This window comes from Ottowia sp. (genome assembly GCF_047601385.1).
GTDB lineage: Bacteria > Pseudomonadota > Gammaproteobacteria > Burkholderiales > Burkholderiaceae_C > Ottowia.
On sequence record NZ_JASGJP010000001.1, the window covers coordinates 3,697,969 to 3,716,966 of the forward strand.

Sequence of the window (18,998 nt, forward strand, 5' to 3'; positions counted from 1 at the left end):
GATCTCGGTACTGGCGGCGGAGACGCCAACGGCATCCGCCACCCCGCCAGAAGGATGTCAGACATGATCACCACACGCATCGGAATCATTGGACTCAGTCCAGGTGCCTCCTGGGGGGTTACAGCTCACCTTCCCGCCATCCGGTCCCTGCCGAACGCTCGCATCAGCGCCGTTGCCACGACCCGCGAGGAGTCCGCTCGTGAGGCGGCGAAGCTTGCCGGCGCAGATGCCTGGTTCACGGATCCTGCATCGCTCGCTGATTCCCCCCTGGTCGATGTCGTCGTAATCACTGTCAAGGTCCCCGCCCACCAGGAGGCGGTGCGGGCGGCTCTCGATGCCGGCAAACCGGTTTATTGTGAATGGCCTCTGGCCCCGGATGCGGAGCGTGCGGCCGAATGGGCCGGCATCGCGAGCGCAAAGGCCCTGACGACCGCTGTGGGCCTCCAGGCCAACGCCTCTTCCACGGTCACGAGCCTTCGGCGGCTTATCGAGGACGGTCGCCTGGGCCATATCCGCTCGGTCACGGCGCACGCTGCGCGAAGGAAGGGAATCGGAAGATCGGTACCAGCCTCTTATGGCTATACGCTCGACGCTACAAGTCGCGCCGGGACCAGGGAGGTCCTGGGCGGGCACCTGATCGGCCTGGTGGACCATCTGGTCGGGATCGAGAGCCTATCGGCCCTATCCCAGAGTCCCTACCCGAGCAAAGTCGACGACGATGCCGGCACGGTTCATTCCGTCACGGCACTCGACAGCTTCGCCGCCTGCGGCAGACTGGTCGGTGGCGGCATCGTGGCCCTGACATGGTGGGATCGCGACCCCGCCGCCGGTACCCGAATCGTGATCCACGGCACTGAAGGCACGGCTGAACTGACCACCTTGCAGCCGGTTGCCGGTGAGGACTCCAATCCGCAAATCACGCCGCTGCGTGCCTCGATCACCTGGAACGACCATTCCAGGCACGTCATTGAGCCAGCCGACGATACGCTCGCGCCAGCAGCCCGCAATCTCGCCGCCGCCTACCGGCTGTTTCTGGATGATCTGCGTTCAGGAACACAAAACAGCGTCACCTTCGCCAAAGCGGCGCGTCTCCACAGTCTGATCGATAAGGGTGTGCCCTTTGCCGTTTCCCGGTCTGAAGGGTAGGTACTGATGAGCTGCGCCCGTGATTACCGGGCCATCATGGCTCGTTGGATCCACGTGGCAATGTATTGCACGGCGTCCCTGGCTTGGTCCGACACTGCCGACATGCGAATGAAGCCGTGGATCATGCCATTCAGGCGGCGAAGCGTGACGGGTACCCCGCTGTCCAGCAGCCGGTGGGCATAGGCCTCGCCCTCGTCGCGTAGCGGGTCGAATTGGGCCGTCAGCACCAAGGCCGGAGGCAGGTTGGAAAGATCAGTGGCTCGCAGGGGCGCGGCATGGGGATGCTGCGCATCTTCCTCGCGGGGCAGGTATTCCTTCCAGAAGCGGATCATGGACGCGCGCGTCAGGAAGTAGCCGACCTGGTTTTCCAGGTAGGAAGCGGTGGGCGGTGTGTGGTAATCCGTCGCCGGATAAGCCAGCACCTGGCCGACCACTCCGGGGCCGCCTTCGTCCCGCAGCCGCAGGGCCGTCACCGTGGCCAGGGTGCCGCCGGCGCTGTCGCCAGCTAACACCAGCTGGCCTGCATCCAGGCCCCATGCCGGGGCCTGCTGCGCGGCCCAGCGGACCGCTTGCAAGCAGTCATCCGGGGCAGCGGGGAACTTGTGTTCGGGCGCCAGGCGGTAGTCGACAGACAGCACTCCCGCGCCCGTCAGGTTGCACAGCCGCCGGCAGACGGCATCGTGCGATTCGACGCTGCCGATCACGAAGCCGCCGCCGTGGAAAAAGATCGTCAGGCCCGCATGGAGCCTGGCTTCAGGCAGATACAGCCGTGCTGGGATGTCATGCTCGTCGGACGGGATCAGCAGGTCTCGCTCCTCGCCCACCGGCTCGCGCTCGGTGGGCGGCGGATAGACGCCGCGCAGCTCCTCCAAGGTCATGGTTTCCATCGGCGGTATGGCATCCAGTGCCTGCAGCACCTGGGCGATCTGAGGATCCAATTGCATGGTTTCTGCTTCCTGTGGAATAGCTTGCCCCGGTGCTCTTCCGGGCGCCGGGGCCCGATGACTCATTGAATCGGCCGGGATGTCAGAGACTGGCGCGCGCTTCGGTTTTCTGGTCGCTGCGAAGCGGCTCGAGCACCATCCCGCGATAGCCGTCGGCGATCATGTTCTCTACTTCCAGGCGGTAGTTGTTGACACCGCCGACATAGATGGTGAACCCGCGTGCCTTGCCCGCCACGTTGGCGCCGTTGTACCAAGAGTCCGCTTTCACGAAGAGCGTCTTGTTCGCGATCTCGCTAACGCGTTCCATCCATGCCCGCTCGGCCTCGGCTGTCGCCTCGATGGCGCCCAGGCCCCGACTGCGCATGTAGGCGATGGTGTCGCCGATCAGTTCGACGTGCTGTTCGATGGACATGACCATGTTGGACTTCACAGCCGGGCTGCCGGGCCCCGTGATGATGAACATGTTGGGGAAGCCGTGGACGGTGAAGCCCATATAGGAGCCCACCTCCTTCTGCCACTGCTCGCTGAGCTTGACGCCGTTGCGCCCCGCGATGTCGATGTGCGTCAGCGCGCCGGTGATCCCATCGAATCCGGTCGCGAAGACGATGGCATCCACCTCGATTTCACCTGCCTCGGTTTCGATGCCCTTGGGCGTGATGCGCTTGACAGGCGTTTCGCGCAGACTGATCAACTCCACATTGTCGCGGTTGTAGGTTTCGTAGTAGCCGGTGTCAATACAGATGCGCCGGGACCCGATGGGGTGGTCATACGGGCAGAGCTTCTCGGCGGTCGCCTGATCCTTGACGGTCTCGCGGATCTTGCGGCGCACGAAGTCGGCCAGGCGCTTATTGGCCCGCTCGTCCTTCATGAAGTCATTGAAGGCCATCTGGAAGTTGAGGCTTCCACCCATCTCCCACAGTTTCTCGAAAGCGGCATTGGCCTCCTCTTCGCTCAGTTCAAGCACCGAGCGGGTCGGCTCGGGCACATTGGAGATGCCGAAGATGTGCTTGCGTGCTCGTTTGCGACGCTCGGGGTAATCCTTGCGGTATGTCTCGACGTCCTCAGGCCGCAGGGGCTTGTTGCCCGCCGGCAGCGAGAAATTGGCCGTGCGCTGCATGACGAAGAGGCGCGAGGCCTGCTTGGCGACTTCGGGAACGATCTGGATGCCGGTGGCACCCGTGCCGAACACCGCCACCCGCTTGCCGGTGAAATCGACCGGCTCCGAAGGCCAGGCCCCTGAGTGGTATTTCTCGCCGGTGAAGCTGTCGAGACCGGGGATGTCAGGGTACAGCGGCACCGAGAGAATGCCGGTGGCCATCACGCAGAAGCTGCAATGGATGACCTCGCCCTTGTCGGTCGAGACGGCCCAGCGCTGCTGCTTCTCGTCATAGGTCTGCGACACCACTTTCGTATTGAACTCGATGAGCTGCCTGACGTCGACGGTATCCGCCACATGGGCGATGTAGCGCTGGATGTCGGGTTGGAACGAAAAGCGGTGACTCCAGTCCCATTTCTGCTGGATCTCATTGGAAAAGCCGAAGGAATACTCCAGACTTTCGACATCGCAGCGCGCGCCGGGGTATTTGTTCCAATACCAGGTGCCCCCGACGTCCGAGCCGGCCTCGAAAGCCCGCACAGAGAGCCCGAGGCTTCTCAGCTTGTGGATCGCATAGACACCGGCAAATCCGGTGCCGACGACAACGGCATCAACATTCTCAACTGCTTTCATGGCTTGCTCCTTTGGTTATCTCGTTGCGGTGAGCGGCCTCGCGGATTCGAGTTGCCGCCTGTGTGTATGCCGGCGCTGTCTGCGGGGCAGGGCCAGCCCTAGCGCTTGCGGTCACGTACCAGCGTGCCGTTGCGTTGTTCGACGTACTGCAAGATTGCGGTGAAGTCTTCTGCTCCGAACCCCGCTTCATAGGCAGCATGCCACTGTCCTTGCGCTTGCTGAATCACTGGCAGGCTGGCGTCCAGCGCCTGCGCTTCCTTCAGGCCCAGCGCCATGTCCTTGTCCAGAATCGTCAGCGCTGCCCCGTAGTCGAACGTACCGGCCAGGCCGCGTTGCAGGATCGACCCGGCGGCGAAGCTCTGCGCGGTGCCGGCCTGCAAGGCGGCGGCCATGGCGCTCGGATCCAGGCCGGCCTTGGCGCCCAGGCTCATGCCTTCACAGGCCGCCACGAGATTGGTGCCCATGACGATGTTGTTGACCACCTTCATGATCTGCCCCATACCGGGACGGGGGCCGAGCACGAAGATGTTCTTGCCCATCATTTCCAGCAGCGGGCGCACATTCGCCACCACGACGTCGGGGCCCGAGACCAGCAGGGTCAACTGCCCTGTGCGGGCGACCGGTGCGCCGCCCGTGACGGGGCTGTCCAGCATCTCTATGCCACGTTCGGCCAACTGCTTCGCGATGTCTTCCACGGCTTCACGCCCAATGGTGGACATCTCCGCATACACCCGGATGGCGCGGCCATGCGCCACGCCGTCTTCCCCAAGCGCGACCTGCTGGGACACCTTGACATTGGGCAGGCAGGCGAACACCACGCTGGCGTGGTCGGCCACCTCCCTGGGTGACGCATGCGTGAGCGCGCCCAGGGTGCGGAAGCGATCCAGAACCGTGGTCGTCGGGTCATAGACGTGCAGCCGGAACGACTGGCCCAGCAGCCGTTCCGCGATGGGCGCGCCCATCTGGCCTAAACCCAGAAAACCTACATCGGTATGCTGATTCATGGTGAACTCTCCTGTTGGTTTGTTGCCTGGTCGGTCGACAGACTGGTCTCTTCAGTTGATCGCGCGCGCCGCCAGGTGGCCCTCACGGATCGCTGGCTGAATGTCGCGCGCAGACAGCGCGTCGCCTACGATGTGCAGTTGCGGCACGCGCCCGCGCAGGCTTTCCCAGATGTCGTTCTGCGACTGGCGGTAGCCGACCAGCACCACGGTATCGGCAGGCACGGTTTCCGCCGTTTCGCCGTACAGCGAACGCACTTCGGCGCTGCCCTTGTCGATGGACGCCAGCGCGGACTGCGTGACGATGCGGAACCTGCCCGCCTTGTGAAAGCGTTGCAGCGCGGCCTGCGTGCGGCCCGTGCCTTCGACGGCGGGGGCGAACATCAGGTGGCGCGTCACGTAGGTCACCTCGGCGCCGCTGTCGATCAGCGCCTCGCAGCAGCCGATGGCCTCGTAGTGGCCGATGTCGTCGAACACGAGGGCGGTCTTGCCCCAGGCGCCCGCGCCCGCCATGCTCAGGTCGAGCGAGGTCAGCACGCGCGCGCCAGGCGCGATGCGGAGCTGGGTGGCGGGGTCGGCCGTCTGGCGGAACTCCTGCACCTCGGTGGGCTGCGAGCCGGTGGCGATGATGACCACGTCGGGGTTCTCGGCCAGCACCTCGTCGGCCTCGACGTAGGTGGCGAGCTGCACCTTGACGCCCAGGCGGTAGATTTCGGCCTCCAGCCAGATCGCGATATCGCCGATCAGGTGCAGCTTGGGCAGGTGCTTGGCCACGTTGAGCAGCCCGCCCAGGTCGGACGTGGCTTCGACCAGCGTCACGTCGTGCCCCATGAGCCGCGCCGTGCGCGCGGCCTCCATGCCGGCCACGCCGCCGCCGACCACCAGCACCTTGCGCGGATGCTGGGTGGGGACGATGTCGTCCTCGGACAGCCGGGCCTCGTCGCCCACCACGGGGTTCACGGCGCAGCGCATGCGGCCCGTGAACACGCCGCCGATGCAGCCCTGGTTGCAGCTGATGCAGGGGCGCACCTCGGTGCCCCGGCCCTCGCGCGCCTTCACCACCAGCATCGGGTCGGCGATCATGCCGCGCACGATGTTGATCATGTCGGCATGGCCTTCCTTGAGCGCCTGCTCGGCGTCGTCCAGCGTGGCGTAGCGGCCCACGATGATGCGCGGCACGGTGACGCCTTGGCCGATGCGGTCGCTGACCGGCAACTGGTAGCCCACGGGGCGGTCCATGCCCGCGTAGCGCTCGACGTGGAAGTAATAGTCGCCGTGCGTGATGTTCACGAAGTCGACCAGGCCCTCGGCCTGCAGGCGCAGGGCGATGGCGTTCACGTCCTCGGCGGTCAGGATGCGCGCATCGGTGCTGCCGCCCAGGCGCACGCCCAGCGCGAAGCCGGGCGATGTGGCCGCGCGGATGGCGCGCAGCGCCTCTTGCAGCGCGCGGATGCGGTTGTCGAAGCTGCCGCCGTATTGGTCCTGGCGCTGGTTGAGCACGGGCGAGAAGAACTGCGAGAACAGATAGCCCGCGCCCGCCAGCACCTCCACGCCGTTCAGGCCCGCCTCCTGCATCCGGGCCGCAGCTTTGCCGTAGAACTCGACCAGTTCGCCGATCTGGTCAGTGGTCATCGGAATAGGGGGCGCGATTGAATAGCGGCCCGGCAGCGCCGTCACGGCCCAGGGCAGGCCGCCGTCGGCCGCCGGGTCGGTGTAGCCGCCGTGCCAGAGCTGGGTGAACAGCTTCATGCCGGTGGGCGCGATGGCGTCGACCATGCGGCGCATCGGCGCGATCGCGTCGTCCTCGGCGGCGCTCAGCGAGAAGGTGGAGGAGGGATGCACCGAAGTGCTCTCGATGATGGACAGCCCCGCGCCGCCCTTGGCCCGCGCCAGGTGGTAGGCGATCAGGTCGTCGTTGACGTATTTGCCGGACAGGCGCGTGGCGTGCGCGGTGCGCACGATGCGGTTGGGAATCTCGACGCCGCCGATTCTGAGCGGCGAGAAAACGTGCCGGTACAGGCTCATGACACCGACCGCTTGGAGCTGATGCCTCCATCCACCGTGATGATGGTCCCGCTGGTGTAGCTGGAGCGCGTCGAGGCCAGGTAGACGAACAAATCGGCCACCTCGGCCACCGTGGCGCTGCGCCCCAGCGGGTAGGCCGCCAGCAGCTCGCCCGCGCGCGACTCGTCGCCCAGCAGGCGCGCGGCGTGGTTGCGCATGACCTTGGCGATGCGCTCCGTGTCCACCGGGCCGGGGTTGACGCCCACCACGCGGATGCCGTCCTCCAGGCTGCGCCCGCCCAGAGCGCAGGTGAAGGCCATCAGCGCCGCGTTGCCGGTGGAGCCGGCGATGTAGTTGAAGTCGGGGTTCTGGCCACCGTTGCCGATGTTGTTGAGGATTACGCCGTGGCCGCGCTGCTTCATGCGCAGATACATGGCGCGCGTGAGGTCGATGTAGCCGAACACCTTCAGCTCCCAGCCCTTGCGCCAGGCTTGGGCATCCACGTCCCACAGGTTGCCGCCCGGGATGGCGCCGGCGTTGTTCACCAGCACGTCGATGTCGCCCGCGAAGCCGACGACCTGCTCAATGGCGCCGGGCTGCGTCATGTCGAGCGCCAGCACGTCCACCTGCACGTTGTGTGCGGCGCGCAGGCTGGCCGCCAGCGCCTGGAGCTTGTCGCCCGAGCGCGCCACCAGCGCCAAATGGCAGCCTTCGCGGGCGAACGACTCCGCCAGTCCCGCGCCGATGCCCTGCGATGCGCCGGTGATCAGTACGCGCCGGCCTTTGAGTTGCATGTCCATGTTGCTTGTCTCCTACTGATGGACATTGCATCAGCACGGTGCAGCGATTTCAATGGAACGCCTTTGCTCGTTCCGTACTTTGGGTGCTCGGGCAAAGTTCTTGCCCTCCAATTGACGATGCGGCGAGCCGGTTTTGAAGTACGGAACGCTTTCGCCCGGGCGATTGCCGCGCCGGGAGCGCCTGCCAATAATCGCTTCCCGGGTTCCGTATCGCCGGTGAGCCCGGTATGCCTGCCGGTTCTTCTGCTGCTCCTGAGAATCTACCGATGATCCACCGCCACGCTTTCGCATCCCCTTCGCCGGCACGGCGGAGCCCATCGCTGGCCACCGTGCGGGGCGCTTGCTGATGGCTCAGGACCTGGCCGCCCGCCTGCAGGGCCTGCTGCGCCCAGGTGATGCGTTGTGGTGGGGCCAGGCCACGGCCGAGCCGCTGACGCTCACGCGCGCGGTGGTGCAGCACCGCCACGCGCTCGCGCGGGGCGGGCGGCTGCGGGTGTTCGTGGGCATCGGCAACTCCGACACCCTGCGGCCCGAGCAAGCCGATGCGATCGGCTTCTTCGGCTACATCGCGGCCGGCCCGCACCGGGATTTGGCGAAGGCCGGCGTGCTGGACGCCGTGCCCAGCCACTATTCGCACCTGCCGGACTTGATCCGTTCTGGCGTGCTGCCGGTGGACGCAGTGTTGCTGCAAGTCTCGCCGCCCGACGCGCAGGGCCGCCACAGCCTGGGCCTGGTGCACGAATACCTCACCGCCGCGCTGGAGAAGGCGCGCGTGGTCATCGGTGAGGTCAACCCGGCCGTCCCGTGGACGCACGGCAGCGTGCACCTGAAGGCGGCCGACTTCGACCTGCTGGTCGATGCCGAGCACCCACCCATCGATGCCGAGCGCGCCGACCCTGGCCCGGTGGAGCAGGCCATCGCGCGCCACATCGCGGCCCATGTGCAGGATGGCGCGACGCTGCAACTGGGCATCGGCAAACTGCCTGAGGCCGTGCTGTCTTCGCTGCACGATCGGCGTGACCTGGGCCTGCACACCGGCGCGGCGGGCGACGGTGTCGTCGCCCTGGCCGAGGCGGGCGTGCTGACCAATGCGCGCAAAGGGCGCGACGAGGGCGTGTCGATCGCCGGCATCCTGATGGGCGGCGAGCGCTTGCGTCGCTGGGCGCACGCCAACCCGGCGCTGGCGCTGCGCGGCACCGACTACACGCACGCCGCCGAGGTGCTGGCCAGCCTGAACCGACTGGTGGCCATCAACGCCGCCATCGAGGTGGATCTGACGGGCCAGATCAACGCCGAAGTCGCGGCTGGCGTGTACGTGGGCGGCGTGGGCGGGGCGGTGGATTTCCTGCGCGGCGCCGCGCGCAGCCGCGGCGGCCTGCCCATCGTGGCGCTGCCCTCGACGGCCCGCGGCGCGACGCGCATCGTGGCGCAGCTCAGCGGCCCCGTCAGCACGCCGCGCAGCGACGCGGGCCTGATCGTCACCGAGCACGGCGTGGCCGACCTGCGCGGTCAGCCGCTGTCGCGCCGCGTGCAGCGCATGATCGGCATCGCCGCGCCCGAGCACCGCGCCGAGCTCGAACGTCAGGCGCACGAGGCATTGCGCCGCTGCGGCGCCGCCTTCACATGAACTATCGAAAATATAGCTGCTAGCGCTTGTCCATAAAGCGCTGGAGGCCGATTCGATGCATGAAACTGGAAAGTCCCGCGATGGCCACCCGCGTCCATGAGCTGCTGGACCGCTGGCTGGCCGAGGCGCCCCAGCGGCCTTTCATCCACCTGGCGGACCGCAGTCTGAGCTATGCCGACCTGGGCCTCATGGCCGAGGCCCTGGAGCGCGAGTTGCGCGAAAGCGGCGTGCGCCCTGGCGACCGCGTACTGGTGGTGGCCGAGAACTGTCCCGAGCACGCTGCCCTGCTGATCGCGTGCAGCCGCGTGGGCGCGTGGTCGTGCGGCGTCAACGCGCGCATGGCCTTCGGCGAGGTCGATGCCTTCGTCGCCAGGGCCGATGCGCGCGTGCTGTACTTCACCGCCGGCGTGTCGCCCGCTGCCGCTGCGCATGCCGAGCGCCTGGGCATGCGGCCCTCGTGCATCGATGGCCTGGTACGCGGCGCGGTGTGCGCCGAGGCGGTGGCCGAGCCCGAGCCGCTGGCCGGCGACGTGGCGGCCATCATCTTCACCTCGGGCACCACGGGCGCGCCCAAGGGCGTGCTGATGACCCACCGCGGCGTGCTGCACTTCGCGCGCGTGTCGGCTGAATCGCGCGCGCTGGGGCGGGACGACAAGGTCTACGCCTACGCGCCCATGACGCACATCTTCGGCCTGGGTACGGTGCTGCTGGCTTCGCTGCATGCGGGCGCGGCGCTGGAAATGCGCCCGCAGTTCGACACGGCGGAGTTGTTCGACGCGCTGGCGCAACGCGGCGTCACACAGGTGCAGGGCCCGCCGGCGCTGTTCGCGCGCCTGCTGCAGCACTGCGCAGAGCAGGGCATCGCCCGCCCCGAGGCGCCGCGCCTGCGCTACCTGTACGCGGGCGCAGGGCCGCTGGACCTGGCGCTCAAGCAGAAGGTCGAGGCGCTGTTCGGCCAGACGCTGCACCATGGCTACGGCCTGTCGGAATACGCGGGCTCGCTGCACGTCACGCGGCTGGGCGAGCGGCGCGCGGACACCAGCGCCGGCTACGCCTTTCCCGGGGCCGAACTGCGCATCGTCGATCCGGCCACGGGACGCGAAAAACCCACCGGCGAGCGCGGCGAGATTCTGGCTGCGCGGCGTGGGCCTGATGCCCGGCTATTTCCGCGACCCTGCCGCCACGGCCGAGGTGATGCGGAGCGGCGGCTGGTACGCCAGCGGCGACCTGGGCGAGCTGCACGCCGACGGCGCGCTGTTCGTCGTCGGTCGTATCAAGGAGATGATCATCCGCTCGGGCTTCAACGTCTATCCGGGCGAGGTGGAGCAGGCGCTGAACTGCTTTCCCGGCATCCTGCGTTCGGCCGTCGTCGGGCAGAAGGAGGCCGACGGCAACGAGGCCGTGATCGCCTTCATCGTGCCCGACCGTGCCAATCCGCTCGACGAGGCTGCGCTGCAGCGTCACCTGCGCGAGCAGCTGGCACCCTACAAGCGGCCGGCGCGCATCATCCCTATCGACGAGCTGCCGATGAGTGCCAACGGCAAGCTGATGCGCCGCCAACTGCTGGAGCGGCTGCCGGCGGGCGAATAGAAGAAACGGGGTGGCGAAGCTGCCCGCATCACAGGGGGCCGTCGAAGCCGGCCAGCAGATCCTGCAGCCGCGTGGCCGCCTGCTTGAGCGCGGGGGCGATGCGCGCGTGCTCCGACTGCAGGTTCAGCGCGATGTCCGCCTTGCCGCAGCTCATGCTCATCGGCAGGCCCGCACGGCCGACGCGGATGGGCAGCGCCACACCGAAGGTGCCGCGCTGGAAACCGCCGAGCACGGCGCAGGTGCCGGTGGCCTGCAACTCGGCGAAGGAGGCGTCGATGGCGCGTGCCAGGGCCTTGCCTTCCGCGCCGGCGCGGCGCACGTGTTCCTGGACCAGTTGACGGCGCTGCGGCGGCGCCAGCCCCCACAGGTAGGCCCGCCCGATGGAGGTGGTGGACATCGGCAGCACCGAGCCCACGCCCAGCCGCAGCGTGGCCACCTTGCGGCTGACGCGGTAGCCGACGTAGAGCAGGTCGATGCCGTCCTGGATGCCGAGCGCGACCGAGACGTCGAGCCGGTCGGCCAGCTCCTGCATCAAGGGCTGCGCGGCCTGCAGCAGGTCGTTGGTGGCCAGGTAGGCGTGGCCGATGCCCAGGGCGCCGGCCGCCAGTTCAAACTCGCGCTTGCCTGGCACCAGGCGCAGGAAGCCGGATTGCACCAGTGTCGAGGTCAACCGCGAGACGGTGGCCTTGGGCAGGCCGGTGCGCCGCACCAGTTCGGCGTTGGTCAGAGGGGTGCGGGCCGAGCGGAATGCGCGCAGCACCTCCAGCCCGCGCTCCACGGTCATCAGCGCGGCGCCGTCGCGGGCAGGGGGAGTGGGGAACATGCCGGGAGTCACGGGGGAACTTCGTCAATCTAGCAGCCGGCCGGATACCCGCCCCGCGAGCGAAGCGGACGGCGGCGTTTCCGGTCCGGCGCCGATGGATCCGATTCTTCAAAAATCATAGCTGCTCGCGCTTGATGATTAAGCGCTGGCGGCCAATTGGGTGCGCAGAATCACAGCTCGCGCAGCATGTTCTTGGCGATCAGCGTCTGCTGGATCTGCGTCGTGCCTTCGTAGATGCGGAACAGGCGCACGTCGCGGTAGAAGCGCTCGATGGCGTACTCGCTCATGTAGCCCGCGCCGCCGAAGATCTGTACCGCGCGGTCGGCCACGCGGCCGCACATCTCGGTGGCGAACATCTTGGCGCAGGATGCCTCGGTGGCGTTGGGCAGCTTGTCGTCGCGGCGGCGCGCGGCGTCCAGCACCATGCAGCGGGCGGCGTAGATCTCGGCCTTGCTGTCGGCCAGCATGGCCTGCACCAGCTGAAAGTTGCCGATCGGCTGGCCGAACTGCTTGCGCTCGGCGGCGTAGCGCAGCGCCATGTCCAGCATGCGCTCGGCCACGGCCACGGCCACGGCGGCGATGTGGATGCGGCCCTTCTCCAGCACCTTCATCGCGGTCTTGAAGCCCTGGCCTTCCTTCAGGCCGATCAGGTTGGCGGCGGGCACGCGCACGTTCTCGAAGATCACGTCGCAGGTATGCGCGCCCTTCTGGCCCATCTTCTTGTCGCGCTTGCCGAAGCTGATGCCGGGCGTGCCCGCCTCGACGATGAAGGCCGAGACGCCGCCCGCGCCTTTGACGGCCGGGTCGGTGCGCGCCATCAGCGTGAACATGCCGGCCTGCGGCGCGTTGGTGATGAAGCGCTTGGTGCCGTTGACGACGTAGTGGTCGCCGTCCTTGATGGCGGTGGTGCGCAGCGAGCCGGCGTCGGAGCCGGCCTCGGGCTCGGTCAGCGCGAACGAGGCCATCATCTCGCCGGTGGCCAGCTTGGGCAGGTATTTTTCCTGCTGCTCGGGCGTGCCGTCGAACAGGATGCCCTGCGAGCCGATGCCCACCGTGGTGCCCAGCAGCGAGCGGAACACGGGCGAGGCGCGGCACAGCTCCAGCACCACCAGCACTTCCTCCTCCATCGTCAGCTCCAGGCCGCCGAAGCGCTCGGGGATGGTCAGGCCGAACAGGCCCATGGCCTTCATGTCTTCAACGATGTCGGCGGGAATCTCGTCGGTCTCGGCGACGATTTCCTCGTTGGGGATCAGGCGCTCGCGCACGAAGCGGGCAATGGTGTCGAGCAGGCCGTTGAGCGTTTCTTGGTCGCGGATCATGTCGGTGCGTCACGGGTGGAAAGATGGCGGCCATCTTCCGCCCGGACCGCGGGCGGCGCAATGGGCCAGGCGGATCGTTCCGAAAGATGGAAGGAATGGCGTGCCGCAGGCACTGCGGAGCGGCCCCTCTCGTTGTGTCAAAGTACGGAACAAGAACGCGCTGCCGGTTGACGCCGACGGGGCGGGCGCCGCATCGTAGAGCCTGCCTTTCAGGAGACAAGTCCGCCATGCCCATCGATCCCGGCCGCCTGCTGGCACGGCCTTTTCCGGTCATCGAACACGCCTATATGCGGCGCGACACCCAGCTCTACGCATTGGGCCTGGGGCTGGGCGGCGATCCGCTCGACGCGGGGCAACTGCGCTACGTGTACGAGGGGCAGGACGGCGCGTCGCTGCGCGCCTTGCCCACCATGGCCAACGTGCTGGCCTACCCCGGCTTCTGGGCCCGCGAGCCCGACACCGGCATCACCTGGCAGAAGGTGCTGCACGCCGAGCAGGAGATCCGCCTGCACGCGCCGTTGCCCACTGGCGGGCGTGTGCTGGGTGCGACGCGCGTCACCGCGCTGTGGGACCGGGGTGAAGGCAGGGGCGCCTTCATGCAGCAGACGCGCGAGCTCACCGACGCCGCCACGGGCCAGCGGCTCGCTACCGTGGTGCAGTTGAATCTGCTGCGCGGCGATGGCGGCTTCGGCGCTGGCGGCAGCCCGGGAGCGCCGCCCGCGCCGCACGCCATGCCCGAGGGCGCGCCGGACCATGTGTGCGACCTCGCCACGCCCGCGCAGCTGGCGCTGATCTACCGCCTGAGCGGCGACCTGAATCCGCTGCACGCCGACCCGGCGGTGGCGGCCGCCGCTGGCTTTGCGCGCCCCATCCTGCACGGCATGGCGACCATGGGCATCGCGGCCCACGCCGTGCTGCGCACGGTGCTGGGCTACGACGACACCCGCTTTGCCGGCATGCGCGTGCGCTTCACCGCGCCCGCCTGGCCCGGCGACACGCTGCGCACCGAGATATGGGTGCGCGGCGACGTGGTTTCCCTGCGCACCACGGCCGTGGAACGCGGCGCCGTCGTCCTGAACAACGCGCGGGTCGATCTGCGCTGACCACCAACTTTTCGAGGAGCATCACCATGGATCTGGGATTGAGCGGCAAAGTCGCCATCGTCACCGGCTCGGCCCGCGGCCTGGGCGCGGCCACCGCACGCCGCCTGGCGCAGGAAGGCGCCAAGGTCGTCATCACCGACATCAACGGCGAGCAGGCGCAGGCCACCGCCCAAGCCTTGCAGGCCGAGGGCCTGGCCGCGCACTGCATCGTCGGCGACATCACCAAGGGCGCCGACGTGCAGCGCCTGGTCGATGAAACCGTGGCCCACTTCGGCGGCGTCCACATCCTGGTGAACAACGCGGGCGCGCCGCGCGACAAGTACCTGGTGAAGATGAGCGAGGACGACTGGGACTTCGTCATGGCCGTCATGCTCAAGGGCGCCTTCCTGGCCGCCAAGGCTGTCATGCCGCACTTCATCCAGCAGGGCTGGGGCCGCGTCATCAACATCAGCTCGCGCGCGCATCTGGGCAATCCCACCCAGGCCAACTACTCGGCCGCCAAAGCGGGCCTGATCGGCATGGCCAGGGCGCTGAGCAAGGAGGAGGGCCGCTACGGCGTTACCTGCAACTGCGTGGCCCCCGGGTTCATGGAAACCGAGATGGTGCAGGCGCTGGCGACCTACGAAACCATCAAGGACGCCGCCGTGGCCGCGCAGCCCATCAAGCGCGTGGGCAAGCCCGACGACATCGCCGACGCGGTGGCCTTCCTCGCCAGCGAGCGCGCGGGCTTCATCAGCGGCGAAGTGCTGCACGTCACCGGCGGACGCTACGGCTGAGACTTCTAAAACAATAGCTGCCGGCGCTTGATGGATAGGCGCTAGAGGCCGATTTTATTCAAAAATTATTCGAGAGGCACTGAACATGAAACGAGCAGCCATCGTCTCCCCGCTGCGCACGCCCGTGGGTGCGTTCGGCGGAGCGCTGAAGCCGGTTCCCGTGGAGGAACTGGGCGCCACCGTGGCGCGCGCGATCGTGGAGCGCACCCGGCTCGACCCCGCGCGCATCGACGACGTGGTCTTCGCCCAGAGCTACACGAACGGCGAGACGCCCTGCACCGGCCGCTGGGTGGCCTTGCAGGCGGGCTTTCCGATCGAGGTGGCGGGCATGCAGCTCGACCGGCGCTGCGGCGGCGGCGTGCAGGCCCTGGCCACGGCCGCGATGATGGTGCAGACCGGTGCGGCCGACGTGGTCATGGCGGGCGGCGTGGAGAGCATGAGCAACGTCGAGTACTACACCACCGACATGCGCTGGGGCAAGCGCGCCGGCACCGTCAAGCTGCACGACCGCCTGGACCGTGGCCGCGAGCGCTCGCAGCCCGAGGCCCGCTTCGGCAAGATCAGCGGCATGATCGAAACGGCCGAAACCCTGGCGCGTGAGTACGAGATCAGCCGCGAGGCATCCGACCGCTTCGCCGCCCGCAGCCACCAGCGCGCTGCCGCCGCGCAGGCCGCCAATTTGTTCGATGCGGAAATCGTTCCCGTCGCCGTGCCCCAACGCAAGGGCGACCCGCTGCTCGTGAAGCAGGACGAGGGCGTGCGCGGCGACACCACGGCGGAAAGCCTGGCCAAGATGCGCACCATCATGAAAGAGGGCGTGGTCACCGCCGGCAACGCCTGCCAGCAGAACGACGCCGCCGCCGCCTGCCTGATCGTGGCCGAGGACAAGCTGGCCGAACTGGGCCTGGAGCCCATCGGCTGGATCACCGGCTGGGCCGCTGCAGGCTGCGACCCGGCGCGCATGGGCATCGGCCCCGTGCCCGCCGTGCAGAAGCTGCTGGCGCGCACCGGCCTGAAGTTCGACCAGCTGGACCTGATCGAACTCAACGAAGCCTTCGCCTGCCAGGCCCTCGCTTGCGTCAAGGGCTGGGGCAGCACGATGGAGGCGCTGGAAGACAAGCTCAACGTCAACGGCTCCGGCATCTCGCTGGGCCACCCGGTGGGCGCCACGGGCGCGCGCATCATGAGCACGCTGCTGCACGAGATGCAGCGCCGCCAGGCGCGCTACGGCCTGGAGACGATGTGCATCGGCGGCGGCCAGGGCATCGCCATGATCTTCGAGCGCGCATGACAGGGGACGAACGATGAGCACTGAATCCACCCAAGCCTGGCAGCCGGGCCAGCGCGAATTGCAGAACGCCGGCATCGTGCAGCTGATGCGCGCCCTGGGCGTGCCCTCGTATGAAGAGCTGATGCGCGTCTCCGTGGCCGAGCCCGAACGCTACTGGGGCGTCGTGATGCGCGAATGCGCCATCGCCTGGACCGAGCCGCCCAAGGGCTACGTGGACCTGTCGCGCGGGCCGCAGTTCCCGAGCTGGTTCCCCGGCGGCCGGCTCAACTGGGTCAACACCATCTACGGCTGGGCGCGCAACCCGGCCACCGCGCAGCAGGCCGCCGTGGTCGGCGAGCGCGAGGACGGCAGCGTCGGTTCGCTGACCTATGCGGAGCTGGAGCAGCGCGTGCGCGATTTCGCCGCCGGCCTGGCCCGGCAGGGCGTGCAGCAGGGCGACCGCATCGGCCTGCTGATGGAGAACGGCGTCGAGGCCACCATCTCGCTGATGGCCATCGTGCACCTGGGCGCGCTGGTGGTGCCGCTGTTCAGCGGCTTCGGCGTCGACGCCATCGTGGCGCGCCTGTCGGCCGCCGAGGCGCGCATGGTGATCGCCTCCACCGGCTTCTCGCGCCGCACCAAGCGCGTCGATGTGCAGGGCGCGCTGCGCGACGCCTGGCGGCAACTGCCGCTGCTGGAAAAGGTCGTGTGGAAACGCGCCGAGGGCGAGACGGCCCAGGACGCGCGCGACCTGGACTGGCAGCAGATCGCCACCGCGGCGAAAGGGCTGGGTCAGGACGCCGTCGTCGTCACGCCCGACACCCCCTTCATGGTCATCTACACCTCGGGCACCACCGGCAAGCCCAAGGGCGTGGTGCACACGCACGGCAGCTTCCCGATCAAGATCGCGCACGACTCGCTGGTGCACTTCGACGTACACCCCGGCGACGTGTACTGCTGGCCCGCCGACATGGGCTGGATCGCCGGCACGCTGGTGCTGGGCTGCGCGCTGCTGCGCGGCGCCACGCTGGTGTGCTATGACGGCGCGCCCGACTACCCCGACTGGTCGCGCATGTCGCGCGTGGTGGAGCGCCACCGGGTGACGCACTTCGGCTCCGCGCCCACGCTGATCCGCGGCATGGCCAGCCACGAGGCGCTGGCGCTGGCGGGCGATCGTTCCACCGTGCGCCTGCTCATCACGGCGGGCGAGGGCATCGCGCCCGAGCACTTCAACTGGTTCCAGCAGCGCTTCGGCGACGGCACGGCGCCGCTCATCAACTACACCGGCGGCACCGAGGTTTCAGGCGCACTGCTGGCCAGCGTGCCGGTGCGGCCGATCCTGCCCAGCGGCTTCAACACCATCTCACCCGGCGTGGCCGTCGACGTGGTCAACCCCGAGGGCCGGAGCGTGACCAGCGAGGTGGGCGAGCTGGCGATCCGCGCGCCCTTCGTGGGCATGACGCAGTCGTTCTGGCACGACGACACGCGCTACCTCGAGACCTACTGGCAGACCATCCCCGGCATCTGGGTGCACGGCGACCTGGCGCTGCGCACGCCCGACGGCCACTTCTTCATGATGGGCCGCTCGGACGACACGCTGAAGGTGGCGGGCAAGCGCCTGGGGCCGGCCGAAGTCGAAGAGGTGGTGCTGGAGCTCACCGACATCGCCGAGGCCGCCGCCATCGGCGTGGCCGATGCCGAGAAGGGCCAGAAGCTGGTGGTCTTCATCGTGCCCAAGCCCGGCGCCGCCGCCACGGCCGAGGCCTTGCAGGCTGCCGTCACCGCCCACGTGGACAAGCGCCTGGGCCGGCCGTTCCGGCCCGGCAAGGTGCACGTGGTGGGCCAACTGCCCAAGACGCGCAGCTCCAAGATCATGCGCCGCGTGATCCGCAGCGTGTACTGCGGCCAGCCGCCGGGCGATCTGTCGTCGCTGGACAACCCGGCCGCGCTCGACGAAGTGCGCGCCGCCGCGCCGGCAGCCTGAGCGGCATGGCGACAGGCCTCAGCCTCGCAACCAGCCTGGTGGGCGCGGCGCGCCCTGCCTGGGGGCACGCGCCGGGCTCGCCGCGGCACCGGCCGGGAGGCGCGGTGGTCACGCCGCTGGTGCGCGCGCTGGGGCTGCTGTCGGCGTTCACGCCGCACGAGCGCTGGCTGGGCAACGGCCAGCTGGTGCAGCGCACCGGCCTGCCGCCGTCCACCGTCACCCGCATCGCGCGCTCGCTGGTGGCGCTGGGCTACCTGGTCTACGATGAGCACACGCGCAAATACCGGCTGCTGCCCGCCGTGCTGGGCCTGGGGTATGCGGCGATCGCGCATTCGGCCATCCAGGGGCTGGTCGGCGAGCACATGGCGGCGTTCGCGCGCCAGTACCGGGTGCATGCCTGCCTGGCGGTGCGTGATCGGCTCGACCTGGTGGTGCTGGAGAGCCGGCGCAACCCCGATCTGCCGTTTGCGCTGCCCCTGCACGTGGGCATGCGCGTGGGCATGGCGCTGTCGCCCATGGGCTGGTCGCTGCTGGCGGCGCTGCCGGAGCTGGAGCGCAGCTACCTGCTGGAGAACCTGGAGCGCCACGCGCCGCGCGACTGGCCCCGGCTGCGCCGGCGCGCCGGCGAGGGCATGGTTCAAGTCTACGAGAAGGGCTATTGCGCCGCCATCGGCGAATGGGAGCCCGACCTGGGCATTGTCGCCACGCCGGTGCGGCTGGAGGGCAACATGCCCTTCGTGCTGGCCTGCATCGGCGCCAGCCAGGGCATGACCCGCGCCCGCGTGGAGCGAGAACTGGGGCCGCGCCTGTTGGCGCTGGCGGGCACGCTGCAGGCGGAATTCAACACACTCGAGTCGTGACGTGGTGTCCGGCCGGTTTCGC

The 18,998-nt window shown here is 68.5% G+C and carries 14 protein-coding genes and 1 pseudogene; 8 read left to right on the plus strand and 7 right to left on the minus strand.

Annotated features, from left to right (window positions below; all coding sequences use genetic code 11):
* Positions 1-63: 63 nt before the first annotated feature.
* Complete coding sequence (locus QM772_RS17980; RefSeq protein WP_415138919.1) at positions 64-1,146, plus strand: Gfo/Idh/MocA family protein; 1,083 nt, start codon at positions 64-66, stop codon at positions 1,144-1,146.
* Positions 1,147-1,169: 23 nt separating this feature from the next.
* On the opposite strand, the gene QM772_RS17985 is transcribed toward QM772_RS17980, so the two are convergent.
* The 5 genes from QM772_RS17985 to QM772_RS18005 form a co-directional block, all read right to left on the minus strand.
* On the minus strand, positions 1,170-2,090 hold the full coding sequence (locus QM772_RS17985) for an alpha/beta hydrolase (RefSeq protein WP_415138921.1): 921 nt from the start codon (positions 2,088-2,090) through the stop codon (positions 1,170-1,172).
* Between the two features lie 82 nt (positions 2,091-2,172).
* Entirely contained in the window at positions 2,173-3,819 is a 1,647-nt protein-coding gene (locus QM772_RS17990) for a flavin-containing monooxygenase (RefSeq protein ID WP_415138923.1), read from the minus strand.
* Positions 3,820-3,917: 98 nt separating this feature from the next.
* Positions 3,918-4,823: an NAD(P)-dependent oxidoreductase gene (locus QM772_RS17995; RefSeq protein ID WP_415138925.1), complete on the minus strand. Its 906-nt coding sequence runs from the start codon at positions 4,821-4,823 to the stop codon at positions 3,918-3,920.
* A gap of 51 nt (positions 4,824-4,874) precedes the next feature.
* Positions 4,875-6,845 (minus strand): FAD-dependent oxidoreductase, encoded by a 1,971-nt coding sequence (locus tag QM772_RS18000; RefSeq protein ID WP_415138927.1) that lies wholly within the window; start codon positions 6,843-6,845, stop codon positions 4,875-4,877.
* Positions 6,842-7,624, minus strand: coding sequence for an SDR family oxidoreductase (locus tag QM772_RS18005; protein WP_415138929.1), 783 nt, complete (start codon positions 7,622-7,624; stop codon positions 6,842-6,844). The genes QM772_RS18000 and QM772_RS18005 overlap by 4 nt, the downstream gene beginning before the upstream one ends.
* A 346-nt stretch (positions 7,625-7,970) precedes the next feature.
* Here QM772_RS18005 and QM772_RS18010 point away from each other — a divergent pair, with 346 nt between their 5' ends.
* Together QM772_RS18010 and QM772_RS18015 are read left to right on the plus strand one after the other, a co-directional pair.
* Positions 7,971-9,251, plus strand: coding sequence for an acetyl-CoA hydrolase/transferase family protein (locus QM772_RS18010; protein ID WP_415138931.1), 1,281 nt, complete (start codon positions 7,971-7,973; stop codon positions 9,249-9,251).
* Between the two features lie 80 nt (positions 9,252-9,331).
* Positions 9,332-10,841: pseudogene (locus QM772_RS18015) on the plus strand (class I adenylate-forming enzyme family protein).
* Between the two features lie 28 nt (positions 10,842-10,869).
* Here QM772_RS18015 and QM772_RS18020 read toward each other — a convergent pair.
* Together QM772_RS18020 and QM772_RS18025 are read right to left on the minus strand one after the other, a co-directional pair.
* Positions 10,870-11,664, minus strand: coding sequence for an IclR family transcriptional regulator (locus QM772_RS18020; protein WP_415138933.1), 795 nt, complete (start codon positions 11,662-11,664; stop codon positions 10,870-10,872).
* A 170-nt stretch (positions 11,665-11,834) separates the two neighbouring features.
* Positions 11,835-12,983: an acyl-CoA dehydrogenase family protein gene (locus QM772_RS18025; protein WP_415138935.1), complete on the minus strand. Its 1,149-nt coding sequence runs from the start codon at positions 12,981-12,983 to the stop codon at positions 11,835-11,837.
* A 227-nt stretch (positions 12,984-13,210) separates the two neighbouring features.
* Between QM772_RS18025 and QM772_RS18030 the strand changes: the two genes are divergently transcribed.
* The 5 genes from QM772_RS18030 to QM772_RS18050 all read left to right on the plus strand — a co-directional run bounded on the left by QM772_RS18030 (position 13,211) and on the right by QM772_RS18050 (position 18,976).
* Positions 13,211-14,086: a MaoC/PaaZ C-terminal domain-containing protein gene (locus QM772_RS18030; protein WP_415138937.1), complete on the plus strand. Its 876-nt coding sequence runs from the start codon at positions 13,211-13,213 to the stop codon at positions 14,084-14,086.
* A gap of 26 nt (positions 14,087-14,112) precedes the next feature.
* Positions 14,113-14,862 carry an SDR family NAD(P)-dependent oxidoreductase gene (locus QM772_RS18035; protein ID WP_415138939.1) on the plus strand — a complete coding sequence of 250 codons (750 nt, stop codon included), beginning with the start codon at positions 14,113-14,115 and terminating at the stop codon, positions 14,860-14,862.
* Positions 14,863-14,947: 85 nt separating this feature from the next.
* A complete protein-coding gene (locus QM772_RS18040; protein WP_415138941.1) occupies positions 14,948-16,153 on the plus strand; it encodes an acetyl-CoA C-acetyltransferase in 1,206 nt (401 codons plus the stop codon).
* Between the two features lie 13 nt (positions 16,154-16,166).
* Positions 16,167-18,116: an AMP-binding protein gene (locus QM772_RS18045; protein WP_415138943.1), complete on the plus strand. Its 1,950-nt coding sequence runs from the start codon at positions 16,167-16,169 to the stop codon at positions 18,114-18,116.
* 5 nt (positions 18,117-18,121) lie between these two features.
* Complete coding sequence (locus QM772_RS18050; protein WP_415138945.1) at positions 18,122-18,976, plus strand: IclR family transcriptional regulator; 855 nt, start codon at positions 18,122-18,124, stop codon at positions 18,974-18,976.
* The last annotated feature ends 22 nt before the right edge of the window (positions 18,977-18,998 follow it).